21 protein-coding genes and 1 tRNA gene are annotated in these 21,640 nt (G+C 45.0%); 9 read left to right on the top strand and 13 right to left on the bottom strand.

The features are described 5' to 3' along the window. Nucleotides 1-40: 40 nt before the first annotated feature. Nucleotides 41-358, top strand: a complete 318-nt coding sequence (locus tag E7008_00640) for a hypothetical protein (GenBank protein MBE6456437.1) — start codon at nt 41-43, stop codon at nt 356-358. A gap of 45 nt (nt 359-403) precedes the next feature. Here the strand turns inward: E7008_00640 and E7008_00635 are convergent, their stop codons facing one another. After that, complete coding sequence (locus E7008_00635) at nt 404-2,803, bottom strand: leucine--tRNA ligase (protein MBE6456436.1); 2,400 nt, start codon at nt 2,801-2,803, stop codon at nt 404-406. Between the two features lie 292 nt (nt 2,804-3,095). Here E7008_00635 and E7008_00630 point away from each other — a divergent pair, with 292 nt between their 5' ends. The 4 genes from E7008_00630 to E7008_00615 are packed head-to-tail and all read left to right on the top strand — an operon-like array spanning nt 3,096 to nt 7,057. Beyond that, the gene (locus tag E7008_00630) at nt 3,096-3,992 is read left to right on the top strand and encodes a hypothetical protein (GenBank protein ID MBE6456435.1); all 897 of its coding nucleotides are present in this window, start codon (nt 3,096-3,098) and stop codon (nt 3,990-3,992) included. A gap of 20 nt (nt 3,993-4,012) precedes the next feature. Then, nucleotides 4,013-5,527, top strand: a complete 1,515-nt coding sequence (locus E7008_00625; GenBank protein MBE6456434.1) for a 4Fe-4S cluster-binding domain-containing protein — start codon at nt 4,013-4,015, stop codon at nt 5,525-5,527. Continuing rightward, entirely contained in the window at nt 5,500-6,375 is an 876-nt protein-coding gene (locus tag E7008_00620) for a glycosyltransferase family 8 protein (protein MBE6456433.1), read from the top strand. Before E7008_00625 ends, E7008_00620 begins: the two co-directional genes overlap by 28 nt. Nucleotides 6,376-6,382: 7 nt before the next feature. Continuing rightward, on the top strand, nt 6,383-7,057 hold the full coding sequence (locus tag E7008_00615; GenBank protein MBE6456432.1) for a hypothetical protein: 675 nt from the start codon (nt 6,383-6,385) through the stop codon (nt 7,055-7,057). 2 nt (nt 7,058-7,059) lie between these two features. On the opposite strand, the gene E7008_00610 is transcribed toward E7008_00615, so the two are convergent. The 3 genes from E7008_00610 to E7008_00600 form a co-directional block, all read right to left on the bottom strand. After that, nucleotides 7,060-7,773 carry a TlyA family RNA methyltransferase gene (locus tag E7008_00610; GenBank protein ID MBE6456431.1) on the bottom strand — a complete coding sequence of 238 codons (714 nt, stop codon included), beginning with the start codon at nt 7,771-7,773 and terminating at the stop codon, nt 7,060-7,062. Nucleotides 7,774-8,694: 921 nt separating this feature from the next. Beyond that, nucleotides 8,695-9,273, bottom strand: a complete 579-nt coding sequence (gene mscL / locus E7008_00605) for a large conductance mechanosensitive channel protein MscL (GenBank protein ID MBE6456430.1) — start codon at nt 9,271-9,273, stop codon at nt 8,695-8,697. 4 nt (nt 9,274-9,277) lie between these two features. Next, nucleotides 9,278-9,838: a shikimate kinase gene (locus E7008_00600; protein MBE6456429.1), complete on the bottom strand. Its 561-nt coding sequence runs from the start codon at nt 9,836-9,838 to the stop codon at nt 9,278-9,280. A gap of 120 nt (nt 9,839-9,958) precedes the next feature. Between E7008_00600 and E7008_00595 the strand changes: the two genes are divergently transcribed. Beyond that, nucleotides 9,959-11,071, top strand: coding sequence for an autotransporter outer membrane beta-barrel domain-containing protein (locus E7008_00595; protein ID MBE6456428.1), 1,113 nt, complete (start codon nt 9,959-9,961; stop codon nt 11,069-11,071). 30 nt (nt 11,072-11,101) lie between these two features. Here the strand turns inward: E7008_00595 and E7008_00590 are convergent, their stop codons facing one another. The 6 genes from E7008_00590 to E7008_00565 form a co-directional block, all read right to left on the bottom strand. Beyond that, complete coding sequence (locus E7008_00590; protein MBE6456427.1) at nt 11,102-11,779, bottom strand: hypothetical protein; 678 nt, start codon at nt 11,777-11,779, stop codon at nt 11,102-11,104. 373 nt (nt 11,780-12,152) lie between these two features. Beyond that, a complete protein-coding gene (locus E7008_00585) occupies nt 12,153-12,443 on the bottom strand; it encodes a hypothetical protein (GenBank protein ID MBE6456426.1) in 291 nt (96 codons plus the stop codon). Between the two features lie 4 nt (nt 12,444-12,447). Beyond that, a complete protein-coding gene (locus E7008_00580) occupies nt 12,448-13,515 on the bottom strand; it encodes a peptide chain release factor 1 (protein MBE6456425.1) in 1,068 nt (355 codons plus the stop codon). After that, nucleotides 13,515-14,816 carry a histidine--tRNA ligase gene (gene hisS, locus E7008_00575; protein MBE6456424.1) on the bottom strand — a complete coding sequence of 434 codons (1,302 nt, stop codon included), beginning with the start codon at nt 14,814-14,816 and terminating at the stop codon, nt 13,515-13,517. Before hisS ends, E7008_00580 begins: the two co-directional genes overlap by 1 nt. Before the next feature lie 350 nt (nt 14,817-15,166). Then, the gene (locus E7008_00570) at nt 15,167-15,859 is read right to left on the bottom strand and encodes a M48 family metallopeptidase (GenBank protein ID MBE6456423.1); all 693 of its coding nucleotides are present in this window, start codon (nt 15,857-15,859) and stop codon (nt 15,167-15,169) included. 2 nt (nt 15,860-15,861) lie between these two features. Further along, entirely contained in the window at nt 15,862-17,673 is a 1,812-nt protein-coding gene (locus tag E7008_00565; protein MBE6456422.1) for a transketolase, read from the bottom strand. A gap of 5 nt (nt 17,674-17,678) precedes the next feature. Between E7008_00565 and rnhA the strand changes: the two genes are divergently transcribed. Beyond that, the gene (rnhA, locus tag E7008_00560) at nt 17,679-18,107 is read left to right on the top strand and encodes a ribonuclease HI (GenBank protein ID MBE6456421.1); all 429 of its coding nucleotides are present in this window, start codon (nt 17,679-17,681) and stop codon (nt 18,105-18,107) included. 229 nt (nt 18,108-18,336) lie between these two features. Here the strand turns inward: rnhA and E7008_00555 are convergent. Then, nucleotides 18,337-18,413: transfer RNA gene (locus E7008_00555), tRNA-Pro, on the bottom strand. 83 nt (nt 18,414-18,496) lie between these two features. Between E7008_00555 and E7008_00550 the strand changes: the two genes are divergently transcribed. After that, the gene (locus E7008_00550; protein MBE6456420.1) at nt 18,497-19,435 is read left to right on the top strand and encodes a hypothetical protein; all 939 of its coding nucleotides are present in this window, start codon (nt 18,497-18,499) and stop codon (nt 19,433-19,435) included. Next, on the top strand, nt 19,428-20,264 hold the full coding sequence (locus tag E7008_00545) for a hypothetical protein (protein ID MBE6456419.1): 837 nt from the start codon (nt 19,428-19,430) through the stop codon (nt 20,262-20,264). Before E7008_00550 ends, E7008_00545 begins: the two co-directional genes overlap by 8 nt. Nucleotides 20,265-20,267: 3 nt before the next feature. Here the strand turns inward: E7008_00545 and E7008_00540 are convergent, their stop codons facing one another. Both E7008_00540 and E7008_00535 read right to left on the bottom strand, forming a co-directional pair. Next, complete coding sequence (locus tag E7008_00540; protein MBE6456418.1) at nt 20,268-21,209, bottom strand: hypothetical protein; 942 nt, start codon at nt 21,207-21,209, stop codon at nt 20,268-20,270. A 162-nt stretch (nt 21,210-21,371) separates the two neighbouring features. Then, a complete protein-coding gene (locus tag E7008_00535) occupies nt 21,372-21,599 on the bottom strand; it encodes a hypothetical protein (protein ID MBE6456417.1) in 228 nt (75 codons plus the stop codon). Nucleotides 21,600-21,640 lie beyond the last annotated feature (41 nt).

The raw sequence follows: 21,640 nt of genomic DNA, 5'->3' as shown, positions 1-21,640 counted from the left end.
ATGCTAAATTCGTATAATATATGCATATGGGGGATGACTGATGAAAAAAATATTGCTGTCATTAATTGTCGTTTTAACAACTGCATGCGCCGCCAACGCGTACCAGGTTATATCGTCCAAGGAACTGGGGCAAAACGACGCAAAAAACCAAAACGTGGTTGTAAAATGCACAACCGACACCGGACGTGTTTCCAATCAAACCTGTTCCTTGCGCCGCTATGCTAAATGCAGTGGCACTGGCACGAAAAAGCGTTGCAATGGTTGGCAACCATGGCGTGATTTGCGCAACCCATCAAAACAATTCTCAGACTGGAAGGCTGCGGCATCCGCATGCTGTCGCGCCAAGGGCCTGCGATAAAACAAAAACAACAAATAAAAAAACCGCCATTTCGGCGGTTTTTCTTTACTTCTTTACCACAAAGTTCACTAACTTTTTCGGCACGACAATGGTCTTGATAATTTCCACGTCGGCCAGTTTACTTGCCGCCGCCGCGCGTGCCGCTTCGACAATGGTTGCTTCATCCGCATCCGCCGGCACTACAAAGTCCGCCGCACGTTTACCATTAACCGACACAACAATCGTCATTGATGTTTCAACCAACTTTGCTGCATCAAACGTCGGCCATGGCGTGAACACCAACATTTCATCATGCCCAATTTTTTCCCACATTTCTTCGGTTAAATGTGGTGCAAATGGATTCAGCACCTGCAACAACGCTTCATACGCAGGGCGGGGCATTGTCCCCCCTGGGAACGCATTGATATATTCCATCATCGCGGAAATAGTCGTATTAAACTTCATATTTTCCAGGCGCTCCGTTGCATCTGCGATTAATTTATTCATCAAACGTTCTTGATCAGCGGTCATTGGTGCATCTGTCAAATTATCCGCCAAATTTTCGACACGTTTCAAGAAACGCTGCACCCCCGCCAACGCACCGTCGGTCCAAACCGCATTATTTTCCCACGGTCCAAGTGACAAAACCGCCACACGTCCCGCATCTGCACCGACATTATCAACCAAATCTGCCACCATAAATCCATTACCGCGGGACTTTGACATCTTGTAACCGTCATTCCCCATCAGCAATCCCTGGGCGGTACGTTTGGCATATGGTTCTGGTGTGTTAACCAGTCCCAAATCATACAACGCCCGATGCCAGAAACGCGAATAAATCAAATGACGCGTATTATGTTCATGACCGCCATTATAATGTGTCACCGGCATCCAGTTTTCCATCTGTTTGCGCGAACAAAACTCTTTATCGTTCTTTGGGTCCAGATATCGCAGGAAATACCACGACGACCCCGCCCAACCCGGCATAGTATCTGTTTCGCGTTTTGCCATTTCGCCACAGCACGGGCAGGGCACATTTACCCAATCCGTCGCACGTGCCAACGGGCCTTCACCTTCGTCTGTGGGACGATAATCCGACATGTACGGTTGCATAACTGGCAATTGGTCATCTGGCACTGGCACCCAACCACATTTATCACAATGAATCATCGGTATTGGTTCACCCCAATACATCTGACGTGAAAATCCCCAATCTTTCAGTTTATACTTGGTTGTCCCACGTGCGAACCCATGTTCTGTGCCATACTTAATCGCAGCGGCAATGGCGTCATCCTTGCCCATACCATCCAAGAAAGCTGAATTAATATGCGCCCCGTCACCTTCCCAGACTTTATCAGGCTCGCCACCGGCCAACACCGGAATAATTTCCAGTCCGAACTTTTTCGCAAAGTCCCAGTCGCGACCATCATGTGCCGGCACTGCCATAATTGTCCCATATGCATAGTCCACCAACACATAGTCCGATGTAAACACCGGAATTTCGCGTCCCGTAAATGGATTAACGGCACGAATACCCTTTAATTCGACACCTGTTTTTTCACGGGTTGCATCCGTACGTTCAATTTCAGTTTTTGCGGCTGATTCCTTGATATATGCGCGCACTTCGTCGGCATTTGTAATTTTCCCTTCGTCCAGCCATTTTGCCAACAATTTATGTTCCGGCGCAATAACACAGAACGTCACACCAAAGATTGTATCCACACGTGTCGTATAAACAGTCATAACATCATCGCCCACGCGAAAATCAACATCCGCCCCGCGCGATTTGCCAATCAGATTGATTTCATCTTTTTTAATACGTTCTTCGAAATCAACATCGTTCAGCCCATCCAGCAATTTGTCCGCATACTTTGACAGTGCCAAATTCCACTGTAATTTTTCTTTTTTCTCGATAACACCATGGCAACGCGGACACTTGTTGTCTTCTAATTCTTCATTTGTGAACGTTGTGCGACATGATGGACACCAATTCATCGGCAGGGCGGATTTATACGCCAACCCAGCCTTCCAGAACTGAATAAACATCCACTGCGTCCACTTTACATAATCTGGATCAGACGTAGAAACGCGTGTTTCCGGATCAACAGACCACCCAACACGGTCAATCATATCAGAATACGCCTTGATTAATTCCACCGCGACATCCGCCGGATGTTTGCCAATTTTGGTTGCATAGTGTTCCCCGGCGATACCCATGGCGTCAAACCCCATTGGGAACAGTACATCATATCCCCGCGCACGGCGAAAACGCGCCAAGACATCAATACCCGAATAATTCATCATATGCCCGGCATGCATACCCGCCCCGGACAAGAACGGAAATTCCACCAATGTATAGAAACGTGGTTTACTGCCATCATCACGTGGCACAAATGCGCGCGCATCGCGCCATTTCTGTTGCCATTTTGCTTCGCGTTCATGAATTTTCTTGATATCTTCTGCCATATTGTATCCTATATTTGTGTAAATTCCGGCAAATAGTACCGCGAAAAACACACAAAGTCCAGACAATTTAAAACCTTAAAGAAACGCAACTAACACATTGATTTTTGTACAAAACAACAAACAAACACATTGCCTAATCTAAACGGTGGTTTGTTTTCGACATACTTAACCCACATATTGTCCATATTTTCCAATAAAAAGTCAACAACAAAATCCGCCGAATCTAAACCACCGTTTTCCTAGAACAGACACACGAAATAAGAAGAACACCCAGAGGAGGGGACAAAACAACATGCAAAAAGGATTACTTAATATTTGGTGGCGTATATGTGGCGGATTTATCGGCACATTCAGTATATTTTTCACAACAAATAACGCTAACGCTATACCCGCTGCAACATGCAGTGACACGACAACCAAATTGAGTGGATGTAATTTTGGGCATGGCGACAACGCAAACGCCGACTGTCGCATAACCGTCAGCAGCTATACCAGCATTCCAATATTCACAACAAACAATTGTGAATTTCGAACAAGTGGCGATGGATTCTACGCAACCGGCCCATTTTATGAAAACGGCGACTGGTATATGAATCCAAACAACTTTACATCCACCAGACTAGCCGGCCCCAGTGATAACGTACCATGGTTTTGTGGGACAACCTGGTTTGAAAATAATCGCTCCAGCATAACACAAAGTGTTTTTGGCGCCCCCCCAGCAGATACATGCGATTCAACCGTATACACACAAAACGGTGTAAAATACCAAAAATGCGAAACAGACAAACAGTGGTGCGTCGAACCCGCATTGGCCTGCGAAGGATGCCAAGGGACTCAAGAATTGGTGGCTTCACTGTATGGGTATACATACACCAATGCTTTCCGTATCATCGGATGCGCCCAATCAGGTTATCAATTAAAGGGCGCCACGGTCGGCAATGACTACACATCGCTATCTGGCATCAGTTGCATCGCCTGTCCACCACACGACGGCGACGATAACCGATCAGGCTTCCTGACTTATTCATCAGGATTCGACATGTGCTATTTCCATTTATCCGAAGCTGACAGTGACAGCGAGAGTTTATACGATAGCACAGGACGTTTTATCTATGACACCAGCGCAAGCACCGGCAGCGGAGGCACAGGCATCTGCTTCGAAGATGGCTCTATGAGTTTTGTATCATAATAACACAGTACGGAACCAGAATGTCACCATTGGTCTCTATTTTTGTTCAATTCAGCGACAACGAATTATTCCGCAGCCAGGCAACCGCCTGGCTGGAACGTCAAACATATAAAAACATTGAAATTATTCATGATCATTTGGATTTATCACGCGCACGTGGTAAATACATATTAATCACAAATGATGACAATTTGTATACAAACGATGCAATTGAAAAATTACTCAAAATTGCCGAAGATGAAAATACCGACATGATTTTCTTTTGCGCCGAAACTCATTGGGAATCAAATTCCGACATTCGCGCATCATCGCCAACAAACTTTGCATATCCATTCTTTGCATACAAGGCTGACGGTATGCCATTGGTGAATTCTGTATTTTTCAATGGTGCCAATTCATACCCAGAAACAACGTTTTTTAAACGCGATTTTTTAATAAAAAATAAATTAACACAAATCACACGATGGGATGCGTTCGTGCGTCAATGCATAATGTATAAACCACGCGTTTTTACATCGCGCGCATGCTTTTGCAACCATATAATTCGTGTACACGGCGGATATCGCACACCAAATGATTTTATTGCCGACACAATAGACTCTTATAACTTTCTGCGCGAATACGCCGCCCAATCACGTAAAACACGCCGTTGGATTAACACAATCGACGACATGATACAACGCCTTAGCCTGGACAGTGCCATGGGCCAAATGAGTAAGGTTGTCCCCCTGGATCACATTCCCCAGGTCAGCATTCACCTGGTCGACCACTGTAATTTAAACTGTAAATCATGTTCACATTTTTCATGCCTAGCGCGGGCAGGGGACTTTGAATTAAAACTGGCCGATTTCAAACGTGATATTTTCCGCCTGCGGAAAATCACACGTGGCAATGTCAAAATATTGGAACTGTATGGCGGCGAACCATTATTACACCCGGACGTAATTCCGTTTATAAAATATGCACGTCTGGCGTTTCCAAAATCCCTGATACGTTTTATTACAAACGGAATACTGTTACCGCAACAAAAACCAGACTTTTGGCAAGCCGCTCATCGTTACAGCATTCTTATATCGCCAACCAAATATCCCATCCACGTAGATTGGGAAACCGTTAACGAATTGGCACAAAAATACAATGTTGCACTCGATTTCTTTGGCGGCACTGGTTACTGTCAAAAGACATTATACCACAAACCATTGGATATTTTAGGACGTCAAAATGGCGCCGAAAGTTTTATTAACTGCCAACACACACGGTGTATAAATTTATATCGCGGCCGTCTATACCACTGTCCAATCGTAGCATATATTCACTATTTTAATCGCCAGTTCGGCACAAATCTACGACCATGTGCCGCCGACAGCCTGGACATATATAACAAACATTTACACCCCCATGATGTATTTAATTATTGCGCACGCCCAATTCCGTTTTGTCGATACTGTTTTTCGCGCGCGACAACACACGGTCATCCATGGGAACCAACTAAAAAGGACATTTCAGAATGGACACTACTAAAACAAAAAAATTAAATCATATTCCTGTATTTTATGCATGCGACAACAAGTACGCACCGATCGCAACCGTATCAATGGCCAGCCTGCTGTTCAATACGAACGCATTTATAGAATTTTATATTCTAGATTGCGACATGACACCAATGAATCGCAAAAAAATGGAAATGCTACATGAAAAATTCTCTAATTTTTCAATTGAATTTATTCCCGTAGATTCCAATACCCAGTTTGGCTATATACAACTGCGCAATTATCTGACGACCGCATGTTTTGCGCGATTACTGATTCCAGACCTAAAACCAGAAATGGGCAAAGTTATATATTTAGATTGCGACACAATTATAATGCAAGACATCTCAGACCTATACGCCCAAGATTTAAACGGCTATGTTATTGGCGCGGTACCTGACCCAAATGTATATGAAAATCCAATCAAAAAAAACAATCAATACACGGCTGCATTACTGTCACCAGAACACCTATATTTTAATTCTGGTGTAATGCTAATAGATTGCAACGAATGGCGCAAAAATGATATGTTGCCCAAATTAATTACCGCAGAACGCATGACAGCCACAACCAGGTACTTTAACGACCAAGACGTGTTAAACAAAGCCTTTGATAAAAATTATCAACCATTGGATGTGCGATTCAATGTAAAATCAAATCTCATTACACACTGTCCACAAAACGAAATTGTGGTACGACATTACACTGGCCACATGAAACCATGGCTTAAAATAGGTTTTTTACAGATTCATGCACACGATTTCTGGTTCTATTGTCAGATGACCGCATTCTTTGCCGAGGTTTTAGTTAATGGCTTAACTGAAATAGGATTTATAAAAGAAACACAACTATAATACTAATATGAGAAACATTATATACGATAAAATTATCCCACTGGGCGATAGATGCAACTGCACCCAAAACCTAAAACACTATAATTTACGACCTATCGGACGTAAATTTCCATTCGATTGGGTTAAACGCGGAACATTCGAAGGGCGCATTCGAATAATTCTGGATGATTTTCAAGATTTTTTAGTTGCGGAACGTTTGCAGAAAATTAAATATGAACGCATTGAAAAATGGCACAACTACAGATTCTGGGATTCAAAAACCAAATTGGTATTTGCACACGACTTCCCAAAAGATTTATCATTTGTCGAAGGGTTCAGAATCGCAGTCGAAACATACGCACCAAAAATTAAACGCTTTCGCGACGTGTTCGCAGCCCACGAAAAAGTATTATTAGTTTACATGACTGACAGGCATGTTTCTAATAAACAAGCAAAAATTGCCATAGACAAACTGCGCAAAAAATTTGGTTATAGTGACATAGACCTGTTAATTATTGAAAATGGCATCCGCACTCTTTGGCGTTATCGCAAACAACACATATCAAGTGGCATAACACGTATCAAAATACGAAAATTTCTAATGCCTGCGCACTATGCCGACACTACACCAGAACAATTTAAAATTCTTGATAAAGTATTTCAAAACATTAAAGTTCGCGAAGACACACAAGCATACGAATAACTTTATCTTATAAACCGTGCCAAAAATTCGGTATTACCACTGCCGCCCTTGACCGGCGATTCCGTTATTCCACCCAATTGAAATCCATGTTTTTCAAAACATTCAATAACCTGATTTTTGGCAAATTCGTGCCACTGGGCGGACTTTATAACCCCATTGGAACGCGCGGCAACATCGCGCGGTACTTCGAACTGGGGCTTAATCAAAACAATTATATCCCGCGCGCCCCACGGAACCAACGCAGACACAATATTAGTCAGCGACACAAATGAAACATCAACCACCACCAAATCAACCAACGATTGTACAGACAGGGTGCGAATATCTGTCCTCTCTAACGACACCACACGCGCATCCGCACACAGTTCTGGAATCAACTGATCTGTACCAACATCCACCGCATAGACACGTGCCGCACCACGTTTTAATAAAACCTCGGTAAATCCGCCTGTGCTGGCACCAACATCCAAACACGCCATACCATCTGGATTGATTTTAAAATAATCTAATGCGTGCGCTAATTTCAAACTGCCACGACCGGTGGAATAGGGCAATTCACCCGCAACCAAGACATCAGAATCCCCAACATCCTGGCTGGGCTTTTTAGCGGGCGCGCCATTCACCGTCACCAATCCACCACGAATACCAGCCACCGCCCGTGCACGCGTGGAATATAAATTACGCTGAACTAATGCCTGATCTAATCTCATACACATTATTCTAGCCCAGCAACATCGCAAAATCAACCGTCGCCACAAAGAATCACCCACCCCACCACCAAAAACGCCCCTAAAAACCGCCCCGCCGGGCGCACAAACGCCCGCAAACCCGCAGAAATCCGCCATTTTTTCGATTTTTTGGGCCAGAATAGGGCGCAAATCACCATTTTTCGGACATTTTACAATCCCAAAAAAACCAAAAACCAACAAATCGACCAAATCGATTTATAAGCCTAATAACAAATCATTGCCCAGAACTTTCAACACAAAACTTTAACTTTTCATCAAATCACAAAAACAATCAAATCCATCATCAATATTATAGTACCACAAATCAAACCAAAACACTAACCAGATCGGAATCTATTGTTGCACATCGGTCGGGAAAGGCAAATTCATCCGGACGTGATCGACGAAGTGGCTATCAACTTATTCAACACATTCGCATTGTATATGTATACGTTTACGTGTGCCACAGCACAGCAAACACACACAAACCAAAGCCCACAATTATCTATATTATGTATACGTTTACGTGTGCCACAGCACACTAAACTATACATAATATACATTATGCGCCTTTTATAAATCACTACCCCACAGTCTTTTTGCGCACCGTTTTACCCCCATTCTGTTCTCGCAATAATTCTTTTATTTCTGCTAAATTTTGGTTCACCCTGTCCAACTTAAAAGGCATCGAAATCCACGCCACAAACCACAACACCACCAAAACTAAAACAATTATATACAACAATCCAACTATAATCATATTTACCCCCTTTGATAAAAATACATATGAATTATATCACAAACATCACCCAAACACAAAACTATACATAATCCGTCCGTCACCACCAAAATTCAGGCGGGCCATTTCTGCCCCGCCCTTAGTTAAATCAATTTATCAACGTTTGCAAACTAACGCTTTGTAATCTTTTTAATTTTTTTAATTTTATCCAACGCGCCATCTGCAACATGTGTTGCAATTTTTGCCACTTCTTTAACACCTTTCTTCAAATCGCTTTCAACGACTGCGCCGGTTTCAACCGCCTCTACATCCGAACAGCAAAACGGACACTTGGTCGCGGCATTATTAATCGTCGACTTGCAATACGGGCACGCATGTGTATTCGCCGGTTTTTTATCACGCATTTTGTTCATCGTACGCACAAACAAGAATATCGCAAACATCGTTATAAAGAAACTGACCACAGAATTCAAAAACATCCCCAAATTCAAGGTCGTCGCCCCCGCTGCCTGGGCCGCCGCAATCGTTTCATAATGACCGCCCGCCGGATTATTCAACACAAAGAACCACTGGGAAAAATCAACCCCACCAATCAACACCCCAATCGGCGGCATAATAACATCTTTGACCAACGAATTAACAACACTGGTCATAACACTACCAACAATGATACCAACCGCCATATCGATCGCATTACCGCGCTGAACAAAAGTGCTAAATTCTTTGATTAACTTATTCTTTTTTGCCATATTTTTACTCCTTATCTTGTTTATTAGAATACTCTTCGATACCACGTAACACCGCCCCCAGTGTCTTGCGCAAATTTTCATCGTGCGTTTCAACAGTAATATCTGCCAACGCATAAATTCCATAACGTTCGTCTATCAATTGCTGCAAGATTTTCCTACTATCCGTATTCAATAATTGCGGACGCGTATCACGCGCACCGGTACGTTTGACCAACAAGTCTAAATCCGCCCGCAACCACACCGACAACGCACGTTCCAACACCATTTCACGAACGGCCGGTGTTATAAACGCCCCCTCGCCCGTTGAAATCACCTTCAACGCCGGCGGCGTATCCAACAGACGTTCAATCACACGCTGTTCTACACGACGAAATTCTTCTTCGCCATACAGCGAAAAAATATCAACCACGCTGCATCCGGCGGCGGCTTCTATTTCCTTATCCGAATCCACGAACGGAATCCCCAGTCGACGCGCCAATGCACGCCCAACACTGGTTTTGCCCGCCCCCATTAAACCAACCATAACAACAGGTCTGTCTATAAATTCATCTTTTGCGTTTTTCATATCAGCACATATGATATCAGATTTCCTAAAACTCTCAATAAAAAACACATTATCATTTTATTTAATGGGAATTTATGCTATAATATCAAACATAATTCGGGGAACAAAAAGAGAGTAAACATGAAACACACAACCCTTTTTACAATTTCTTTATTGTCATTGTTGGGCACATCTGGTGCACACGCCGCGACAAACACACACGCCTATGCAAACGCAATTACGGCACACAACATCGCATCAATTCAACACACAATTACACAAACTGCAATTTCTTCATTTGCAGGATCTATGCGCGGTAACATGGGCGCACAGAAACAACGCGCCAAATCAATTTCCGCCCAACGCGGTGAAAATCCTGCCACCACATACGGCCGTGCCCCAATGTACGGCACCGCACCGATGTACGGCGAATATAACGACGACGGCAGTGCCGGTCGCAGTGGCGGCGACATTTACAATGCCGATGCCGCACTGAACAGCATTTGGTTGAACTGGCAACATATGGGCGACGACGCTGTATTTGACAATTTCGCGCACTTAGATTCCAATATAAACACATTTATGTTCGGCATCGCAGGCGGCCTGTCTGAATTCGCGGGTGGCGTATCTAAATGGGGAATGTACGCCGGATTCATCGACGGCGACCAACAAAACAACGAAATCCAAATCGATTCCCAGGGCGGTCACTTTGGCATCTATAACGGCAACGTATTCGGCAATTGGGGACTGTTTGCAACAGTTGACGGTGGCGTATTAAATAACACCACCGACACAATATTCGGCACCGACGAACATTCAAATTTCTGGGTTGGCGCTGCAACAGAAATCACATACGATTTTGCGTTGGACGGCACATTTACATTACAGCCCGGCATACACCTGGGATACACATGGATTCGTGGCGAAGATTACACATCTGCATCCGGCGATATTTTAAAGAACGACGCATTATTCAGCATGTTCGAAGTCACCCCCACCCTGCGCGCGATTAAGCACATCGCAAACGGATGGTTCGGCGCACTGAACGCCAAATATGTAATGATATTTGACAACGGTGGCGACACACACATCAATGATATTGTCGCCGACGCACTTGAAACCGACAACTATCGCGAATATGGCATATCGCTGGAAAAATATGTAAACCACTTTAACATATCTGCGCACTTTGGTCGCCGCGACGGCGCCCGCGACGGATGGATTGGTGGCATGAATATCAAATACGCATTTTAAACAATAAAAATCCCCGGAAACGGGGATTTTTTATTCGCTATAATAACAATTTGACGTATATTCATACGTTCCTACACTATCTGTCATCGACGTTCCAGACGGAATATAACACGATGTTATCGCGGTACTGCCTGCGGCACTTGTGCCATAGACCCCACCCGACGACGGACACCGCGTACACCCCGATGTACCGTTTGTTGAACTGCCATAATATCCGGCGGCGCAACGATATGAAGTGCTGATCATACACGTGTTACAACTGCACGTGCGTGTGACCTTTTTTTCATATCCGTCCGTACCCGTTGTGGACCACGTCGTATCAGACGTACAATTACTGCACCCGGTACAATTTTCTTCGCAATAATAATATGTGGCATTTCCACATCCGCCCATTTGCGCGGTTGTAGACTTTCTGGTATATCCAGCCATACAACTATCACAGTCATACCACGGAACATAAACCGTATTACTGCCAGATGTATATGCCCAACATTCAAAATAATCACTGCTGGCACAACCTGGCATCGTCATACCGCCACCCAACATATCCAAACTTGGCCTCACCCCCGTTATCTGATACTGTGACAAAGCACCGTCGCATAAATATTCTGACGATTGCGCTATCTGATAACAGTTGTATGCCCCCATTGCTGGACACGCCACCACCGAGCACACAGCCCCAACCACAAACAGTAAATTTTTTTTCATTTGTTCTATCTCCTGATTTTTTGTTAAACAAAAAACCGCCAATCATTTGACGGTCAGGAGGTTCGAAACAATCCTTTGAATTGTGTGCTTATTTATATATATCGCAACCCTCCTGACCCAATTGGCATCAGGAGTTTGTTATTTTTCATCTGATAAAACACGCCCAGCATCGGCGCATTCAAACTCTTTTCTCAGACGCAAAGGAACGGGTTTCGACACCCCATCACCGGAACACCCGACGACACAACAATTATACGCCATAGTTGCCACAAATTCAAATACTTAAATAAATAAAAGTTTATTTAGTGAAGTATTCCTATCTCATGTTTCATGTCTCATATCTCAAAAAAAATCCCGCGGTCACGGGATTTTTTTAACGTTGTTTTTGGATTTTTACGGGTAATTTTTTATTTATTCCCAAACACCATCGCCACGTATCTGCGACAATCTTATCAAAGCCACCCTTCTGCTCAAATTCCACAATCCAATCCCGAACATCTGACTGATATTTTGTAAAATCCGCATACGATTGCCAACAATCACGCAGGGTGCTACGCTGATACCGCAACCTTTTATCATATTCAGTATATTCAACAGGCAACTTTCCGCCCAACGCCTTTTCGCACAGTGTATAAACCGCCTTGATTGTCGCCTTGCGTCGCACAAATCTACTCCATATTCGCCAATTGCTCTAACTGATCGGCCGCAATCAACGCATCAATCATTTCATCCAGCCCCATCCCACCGGCCAGAATATCATCTAACTTATACAGCGTCAGTTTAATACGATGATCGGTTACGCGCTGTTCCGGGAAATTATAGGTACGAATTTTTTCACTTCTGTCGCCCGACCCAACCATGGACTTGCGCGATGCATTACTGGCATTTTCCTGTTCCATGCGCTGCTTTTCATACAACTTGGAACGCAGAACCGCCATCGCCGCCGTCTTGTTCTGCAATTGCGAACGTTCGTTTTGGCATGTCACAACAATACCGGTTGGAAAGTGCGTAATACGTATCGCGCTGTCGGTTTTATTAACGTGCTGGCCACCCGCCCCAGACGCGCGGAAAATATCGATACGAATATCTTTGTCATCGATAACAACGTCAATATCTTTGGCCTCGGGCATAACGGCAACAGATGCCGCACTGGTATGAATACGCCCCCCTGCTTCGGTTTCTGGAACACGCTGAACACGATGAATACCGGATTCAAATTTCATACGACCATACGCGCCCGCGCCATCAATTTTGAACACAATTTCTTTATACCCACGCAGCGATGTTGCATTTTCTTCGATAACCTCAACCTTCCACCCTTGGCGCAGGGCATATGATTTATATTGATTATACAAATCGCCCGCAAACAATGCCGACTCTTCACCACCAACACCCGCACGAATTTCCATAATCACACTGTTGTCATCCGCCGCATCACGTGGCAACAGCGCAATTTGCAAATTCTTTTCAATTTCCGGCAAACGATGGTTTAGTTCATGCAACTGCTCGTTCGCGATTTCGCGTAACTCTGCATCACCCATCATTTCTTCGGCATCTTTGATACCCACAACCGTCTGAAAATATTCATTTATCATCGGCAATATTTCATTCAGACGCGAATATTCCTTGGACAGTTTTGTTAACTCGTCCCCCGACACTGCACCTGAATTCATCTGGGCCTCAATTTCGGCTGCGCGCGTTTGAATATCTTTCAACTTCTGTTCAACAATCATAATTATTCACCCCGCACAACTTTTATTGCATCACCAACCGTCAAACTCTGCTGTTCGCCGGTCGCCATATTTTTCAACGCAACAACTTGATTTTTTGCTTCCGTTTCGCCAATTATCGCACTGAATCTAGCCTTTATTTTATCGCTGTACTCAATTTGGTTTTTGAACTTTTTATCCGCATCCAAATACGCAACCGCCGCAATGTTTGCGTCACGCAACGCATTCAACACAGACACCGCATACCCCAGGTTTTCATTTCCCATACACAGCACAGAAACATCAACCGGCGATTCAAAACGCGACAAATCAATCGCGCCCGATTCCATTAGCGCGACAAATATACGCGAAAAACCAATCGCCGCACCAACGCCAATAATCTTGGTCTTGCTGAACTTGCCCGCTAAATCGGCATAACGACCACCGCCGGCCGCCGTTCCCAATTCTGGATGACTTAACAATTTAAATTCAAACACCAGACCGGTATAATATGCCAACCCACGCGTAATCGACAGGTCGATTTCGGCATTTTTCACCCCGAACAATTCCAGTGTTTTCATAAATTGGTTTAATTCAGCAACCGCCAAATCCAACTTGTCAGACTTGTTCAAGAAATCATAATACCCATTTGTAAATACAGACTTAATCTGATTTTCTTTTTCTGGGTTGTTTAACGTATCGCGCAAGCCTTCGGCAAAGTCTTCATCCCCCATTTTATCTTTTTTATCGATTAAAACGAACACATCTTTTTTCTGGCCATCTGTCATTTCCAGATAATCAAACAACGCATCCCAGAATGGGCGCGAACCGACACGCACCGCATTTTCACCAATAAATTCAGACACAGAATCCAACGTCCGCTGAATCACAGAAATAATTTCTGCATCATAATTCGTGGACAGCGAATTAACGCCCATAATATCCATGTCCATCTGATAAAATTCACGATAGCGACCGCGCTGCGCACGTTCACCACGATAACGTTTCGAAAATTGACTGGCACGGAACGGAAACACCAAATCGTTCAGATGTCCCGCGACATACCGCGACAATCCGACCGTTCCATCGTAACGCAGTCCCATTTTCGTATCGCCTTTTTGAAACAAGAACATCTGGGTTTCGATTTCATCCCAGTTATCTTTGTCCGTCAAAACTTCTGCGCGTTCAATCGCCGGCAAATCCAACTGATTAAATCCGGATGTTTTCAGCACATCTAACATACGCGCCGCACAAAAATCAAAGCAACGTTGCTGTGCGGGCAACAATTCTATAAAACCTGACAACGGTTTTGTTGGTTTCAAATCCATTTTACTAAATCCTATTGTTTATATGAAAACCGACGACATTATCAATGTCAATTATACCACAGAAATACACAATATGCTAATATTCGCCCGCACGGGCGTGATGAAAGATTACAAAAAATACATTTTTATTACACATTTCCCACTAATCTTAGGACAAATTTTAATTTTTTCAAGTAAAAACATAGAAAAATTCAGGCGGGGCGCAACCAACCACCAAGCCCACAAAATGACGAAAGAAAAGATTTTCTTGCTTTTAACATCTGTGGCCGGCGATTTTTTTTGCGCCCCGGAAAGATATATCTATATCATACATCAAACCGCCCCACCCCGCCACAGGTACGTTTTCACAATTAAAAATACCGATGCAACGTGCCACCATTTTGGGTCAACCAACGTTTTGCACGTTCAACCCCAAACCCGTACAATTCACGCACCGTCGCCCAGAATTCCGCCGAATGATCCATATGTTTTGTGTGCGCCAATTCATGCATCACAACATATCGCATAACATCAACCGGTGCGAACGCCAACCGCCACGAAAAAGACATCGTCCCTGTTGATGAACAACTGCCCCAGCGACTGGTTGTGTCACGCAACGCAATGCGACGTGGCCAAAATTCCCGTGGCGCAGTACGTATTATTTTCTTTAATTCGATTAAAAATTCCGCCTTAACAACATCACGGATACGCCGTTCAAACATTTCTGGCGCACCACCAATTAACAATTTGTCGCCTTCAAATCTATTAGACCGCATCCCAGGCACATGCACCAATTCCACCACACGCCCCAGAAATTCGATATTGTCACCCGGCTTTAATCGAACCTTGACCGGACATTTTTGAAATGTACACTCAATCCATTTTTGTTTTGAAACCAGAAACTTAATCGCCGCATTTTCCGACACCAGCCACGGCTTGGAAATACAAATCTCGCGCTTTGGCGCGACTTTGGGTCGCAGTGTAATATTTCGCACACCACGCCGTGTTGTGATTACAACTGGAATTTCCTCGCCTGATGATAATGTAAAAACATAGTCAGACATTTCTATCTAATCTTATCCAGAATATCGGCCACAATCGCATCCACATTGAACCCCAGTTCCGAACAAACCGAATTTCCATCACCAGACATTCCGAAACGGTCAATTCCAACCACCGCATCGGCAAATTCAAACCATGGGGCGGACACAGATGCCTCTATCGCTACGACAAAGCCACGCAAAATCTGTTGTTTATATTCTGGGGATTGTGCACGAAAATCCGCGACCGACGGCATGGACACGACCTGGACACCATTACCCAATTTTTCCGCCACCGCAATCGCCAATGGAACTTCACTGCCTGTGGCAATAATTGTTGCACGAACACGCGTCGAATTTGCCGGTCGAATAATATACGCACCACATGCCAAATCCGCGCCCAACGGTGTTGCATACTGTTTAAATTTCTGACGCGACAAAACGATACATGATGGTCGCGCCTTTTCCGTCAACGCACGTCGCCATGCATAAATCACCTCGGTCCCATTACATGGACGAAACACATTCATATTTGGAATCATACGCAGTGATGGCAACTGTTCAATTGGCTGATGTGTTGGGCCATCTTCGCCAACTGCAACACTGTCGTGCGTTAAAACATAGACCACCGGCACGCCCATCAGTGCACTTAAACGCATAGCCGGCCGCATATAATCACTGAACACCAAGAACGTCGAACCGAACACCCGCAGCCCCGACAACGCCATGCCATTTAAAATTGCCGCCATTGCACCTTCGCGCACACCAAAATTTATATAATTCCCCGTAAAATCATTATTGGTTATATCGCACGCCCCAGACACATGCACATTCGTACTGTCCCCCAGGTCGGCACTGCCCCCGACTATATCTGCGCCCGCACCCAACAACGCGCCCAAATACATCCCCGACAATTCGCGTGTCGATATTTTTTCGGGCACATCGGCCAAGACCGCATGTGGCAAATTATACTGTTCATTTCCCGACACAACGGCCACATTTTCCATAGCCACATTTCGCCACAGATTATCACCACACGGCGAAATAAATTTCTGGACCAACTGCATCAATTCAGAATCATTGATTGCCAGTCCATGCGCCTTGCGCGTTCCCGCCACAGACGAATCACGTCCAATCTGGGTTTTGCATTGAACAAACACCGGCAAATCAGATTTTTTTGCATTTTCCAACGCACGGTTAATTTGTGCAAAATCGTGTCCATCAACTGACATCACCCGCCATCCAGCCGCCACCATACGCGCCGGCATATCAATATCAGTCTGCGCCACACCATCGATACTGACACCATTATCATCCCATAATAAGACCAGGTTGTTTAATTTATATCGTCCTGCAAACGCAATTGATTCCTGGGCAACGCCTTCCATCAAATCACCGTCCGAACACAAACAATACACACGTGAATCTGTGTTTTGAATTTTTGCCGCAATTGCCATACCAACGGCATTCCCAACCCCCTGGCCCAGGGGCCCCGTTGTTGCATCAACCCCATCGATACCATATTCTGGATGTCCGGGCAACCCGCCAATTTTGCGAAAAGATTCCATATCGCCAATATTATATCCCGCCAACTTTAATACAGAATACAACAGTGCACTGCCATGTCCCGCCGACATCACAAACCGGTCGCGCCCACGGCGCATAAAATTCGCAAACACAACCGTCACAACATCCGCCGCCCCCAGCACAATTCCGACATGCCCACTGGCCGCCGTTCGAATTGCATACATTGCCCACGCGCGCACTGCGTTTGCCATGTCTTTTAAATCTTTGGAAATATACTTCATGTGTGATATTATATCATAAAAAGGACACATATAAAATGCTAAAAATTTGGACTGATGGCTCTTGCCTGGGCAACCCAGGCCCCGGCGGTTGGGGATTTGTTGCGACCGACGGCACACACACCGCCGAACGCAGTGGTGGCGAACATAACACAACAAACAATCGCATGGAATTAATGGCGGTGATTTGCGCATTGACGGCGGCGCGCCGACACGACGAACTGGAAATCCACACCGACAGCCAGTATGTAAAAAACGGCATGCAATCATGGATAAAAAATTGGAAGAAAAACAATTGGCGCACTGCGGACAAAAAACCGGTCAAAAACCAAGAACTGTGGCAAAAACTGGACGAATTGGCATCGACCAAGAAAATCCATTGGTTTTGGGTACGCGGCCACAACGGCGATGAAATGAACGAACGCGTTGACACATTGGCACGCACCGCCGCCGAAAGTTTAAAATAAAAATACCGCACTAACTGCGGTATTTTTGTTTATCTCATGCCTCGGGGAGACAATGAGTAGATTTTGCACGCAAAGCACAGCGAAATCGTCACGAATGCCCCGCAGTCGCGGCGCATTTATGCGACGGACGAGGGTAACATTCGAACCCGACAAAAGAATTTTGTCGTTCGAATCCACGCGTTCCAAACAGAAAATTAAAACCGCCGCAAATGCGACGGTTTGAATTTTCTGGTCGGGGCGAAAGGATTCGAACCTTCGACATCTTGGTCCCAAACCAAGCACTCTACCAGACTGAGCTACACCCCGAAAACATGGGCTATTATAACAGCATTTTTTCTGATTGCAAATTTTTCTTTTATTTTTATATCAATTTTTCTATCATTACAGTAATGAGAAAAAGAATATTCTGTTTTTTTGCATTTTTCGCCCTGGTTTTCAACGCGTCCGCCGCAACACGCGACGCGCGCATGACCAACACAACTGGTTATAACTACAATTACATGTACCCATATATGAATAACCAGATGCGTACAAACCTGAACCCCGGCGTAACACCGACCCAGAATTCAAACCTGATTGACACAGTCGTTAAAACAACACCACTGTCTGGGGCGCGACGCGTTGTACCACGAACCGCAAAAAGCACCGCACGTTCGGCAACTGCATCAAGTACTGCATCCACACCAAACGCACGCCGCGTTGTGGCGCGTCGCGGCAATCTGCGTGGTAACCAGACGCAAACTGTGGTTTCAACCTCCGCAACAAATCGCAGTCATCCAACAACATACACAAATCGTTCTGCGACAACCCAGACCGCAAGCACCGCCACAGAACGCGTATCATCCACGCGATGCCTGTCCGATTACACAGAATGTATGAACCAGTATTGCGAACGCGAAAACACCGCGTACAACCGTTGCTATTGCAGTTCGAAATTATCCCAAATCGATTCGGAATACCAACCTGCGATTGAAAATTTGATTACCCAGATTTTAACAATGCGTTCAACAAACACATGGACGGACGCCGAAATGGACGAATACTGGATGTCAACAGTTGGCAAATACACCAATGAAAATTCATGGACAAACCTGGACGCGGCCCTTGATATCAACTGGGCAGATATGGAAAGTCGTGTCCGTGGTCAAAACGCATATAACACCGGGCACGAATATTGTGTCCAACATCTGCAGGGTTGTTATTATATGGCGGGCAACCTGCGCGATGCATACCGCTCTGAAATTGCACGCGATTGTGCCACGTACGAGCAATCATTACAAAGATTAAAAAACGCCGCCGAAAGTATAGTGGAGTCTTATCGTGAATAATATAATGGGTATCGAATACGGTCGCGGATGCCTGCGCACTGCGATTAACGGCGGGCCTGCGCTGGCCCCGGCTGCAATCAAAGAAATGTTTCCAAACGCAGACTGGACAACGGTTGTTGCCGACGCGTTCGATGCGGACGAATGCGCCCGCGATCGCTTTGGCGAAAATTACAAGATTCAGCAAAAAATCTATGCCGCCACACCATACGAGCGACATATTATGATTGGCGGCGACCACTCGGTTAACTATGGGCATTTTGCCGCATTGGCCGACCGTACGACAAATAACGACCTGTGCCTGGTGTATATTGATGCACACTTGGATATTCACACACCCCAATCCGCCCAGGCCCAGGCATCTGGCGCGCCACACGGCACGAACGTTCGCGCATTGATGGGTACTGGTGATGAACGCTGGTTGTCTTTGTTAAAAACCAAACCTGCCCTGACACCCGACCGGGTATTCTATCTGGGCACACGTTCATATGAACCCGCTGAAATCGAATTTGTTCGCGCAAATAACATATACACACGCACGCCCGAACAATTGAAAACAGGCGACGATTTGCGTAATGCAGTGGCAGAAATCCGACATAAAATTGGCAATCGCCCATTTGTTGTATCGTTTGATTTTGATGCGATTGACCCAAAGTATTTTGGCGATGTCCTTGTCCCCGCGCCCGACGGCATAACCCCAGACGCCGCCGAATACCTGATTCGTGAATTTGACGATGCAACCAGCATTGAATTCGTGGAATACGCCCCATCTGGCGATGCACAAAATGCCCAAATCGTCAAACGATTGGTTGGATTGGTCGTTGGCGAATAAACCCTAGCGTTGATTTTGAACGCGATACAGGAACTGGGATAACGGCTGATTATCATCATACCACGCAATCAACCCGGCCAGTTCCAATGCATTCGCCACGTCACGTTTTTCAAAATTATTACGCGCACGTACAATTGATTTACGCAGCCCTACTTCGTCCATATTCAGTGCCTGGCGGTATATTTTACGCCCATGATACGACAAACCACCATAATTTGTCATATATGTTTCGCCCCAGTCAATTCGACGCCCACCACGACGATTTCTGGACTCGTCTTCATCAGTACGCGTACAAAAGACCTTAAATTTATTATCGCGTTGCGGCACACCATCATCCCTGTCACCGGCCCATTGACTAAGCAAATATTTCTCGTACCGCAGGGATGCCATATACATTGGCACGTTATCATGCGGCTCAGCCTTGTTAGTGGCCAATGCGGTCGCAACTTCAAACCACGGACCGTGGCTATAATGCGTAACTTCTGGAATATGGTTATAATACAGTTTCAACGCATAATGCGCGCCAATTTCCGGGAACGACATTTTGCACACAAACCCCAACAACCCCGACCACGGATTTACCCCATATACATTAATACCGCGCGCCACCAGACTACACTGCGTGCCAAACAAATCGCCAATTTCCGACAAATCATAAACCCGATCTGTTTCCATTGCCCGCAAATCAACAATATTGTCGATTAAAAAGTTTTCCAGTTTGTCGCGAAACTGTGCTGTAACGGTCGCAATCTGTTCCCGCGGAACACGCGCCCGCAACTGTGGTGGCAACGCCCCCAGATATTGTGACACATCTGTATTATAAACAATTCGCTTTAACTCATTCGGATTGCGTGACCAATTGCGCCGCAAATACCCCGTCAAGGCACGGTGATGCACACGTGGCGCATTTATATCATTAATCAAAGTGTCAGTGTTTTTTATCATACTATAAATATAGCACAAACTACAACATTGTCAACCGACTATTTATTATATTCCGCGCACAGTTTATTATGCCTGTAAATATTTCGTGCCAAATCATCGCTTATCACACCCCAGTCGTCCGCCCGTCCATATATCGGCTCGCATACGATTGGCGCACAGACATTATTCGGCAATTGTGTATTTTTCGCGCAGGACGCGACGAATATCACCAACCCCACGACTAACAGCCTCTGCATTAATATCCTCCTGTAATCTAATAAATTTCATCTGATGGGTTGCAACATCATCTGCTGCAACAGCCTTACATTTTTCATGTTCAACACGTCCCCCAACGATATATGCCCCCCACAACACAAAAATAAAAAAAAGAAAAAAATATAGTTTGTTCATATTTCCTCCTTGTAAGATACTTACCACTAACCACTAAAAAA

Source organism: Alphaproteobacteria bacterium (genome assembly GCA_015062495.1).
GTDB lineage: Bacteria > Pseudomonadota > Alphaproteobacteria > Rs-D84 > Rs-D84 > Enterousia.
This window is presented reverse-complemented; position numbering and strand designations above follow the sequence as displayed.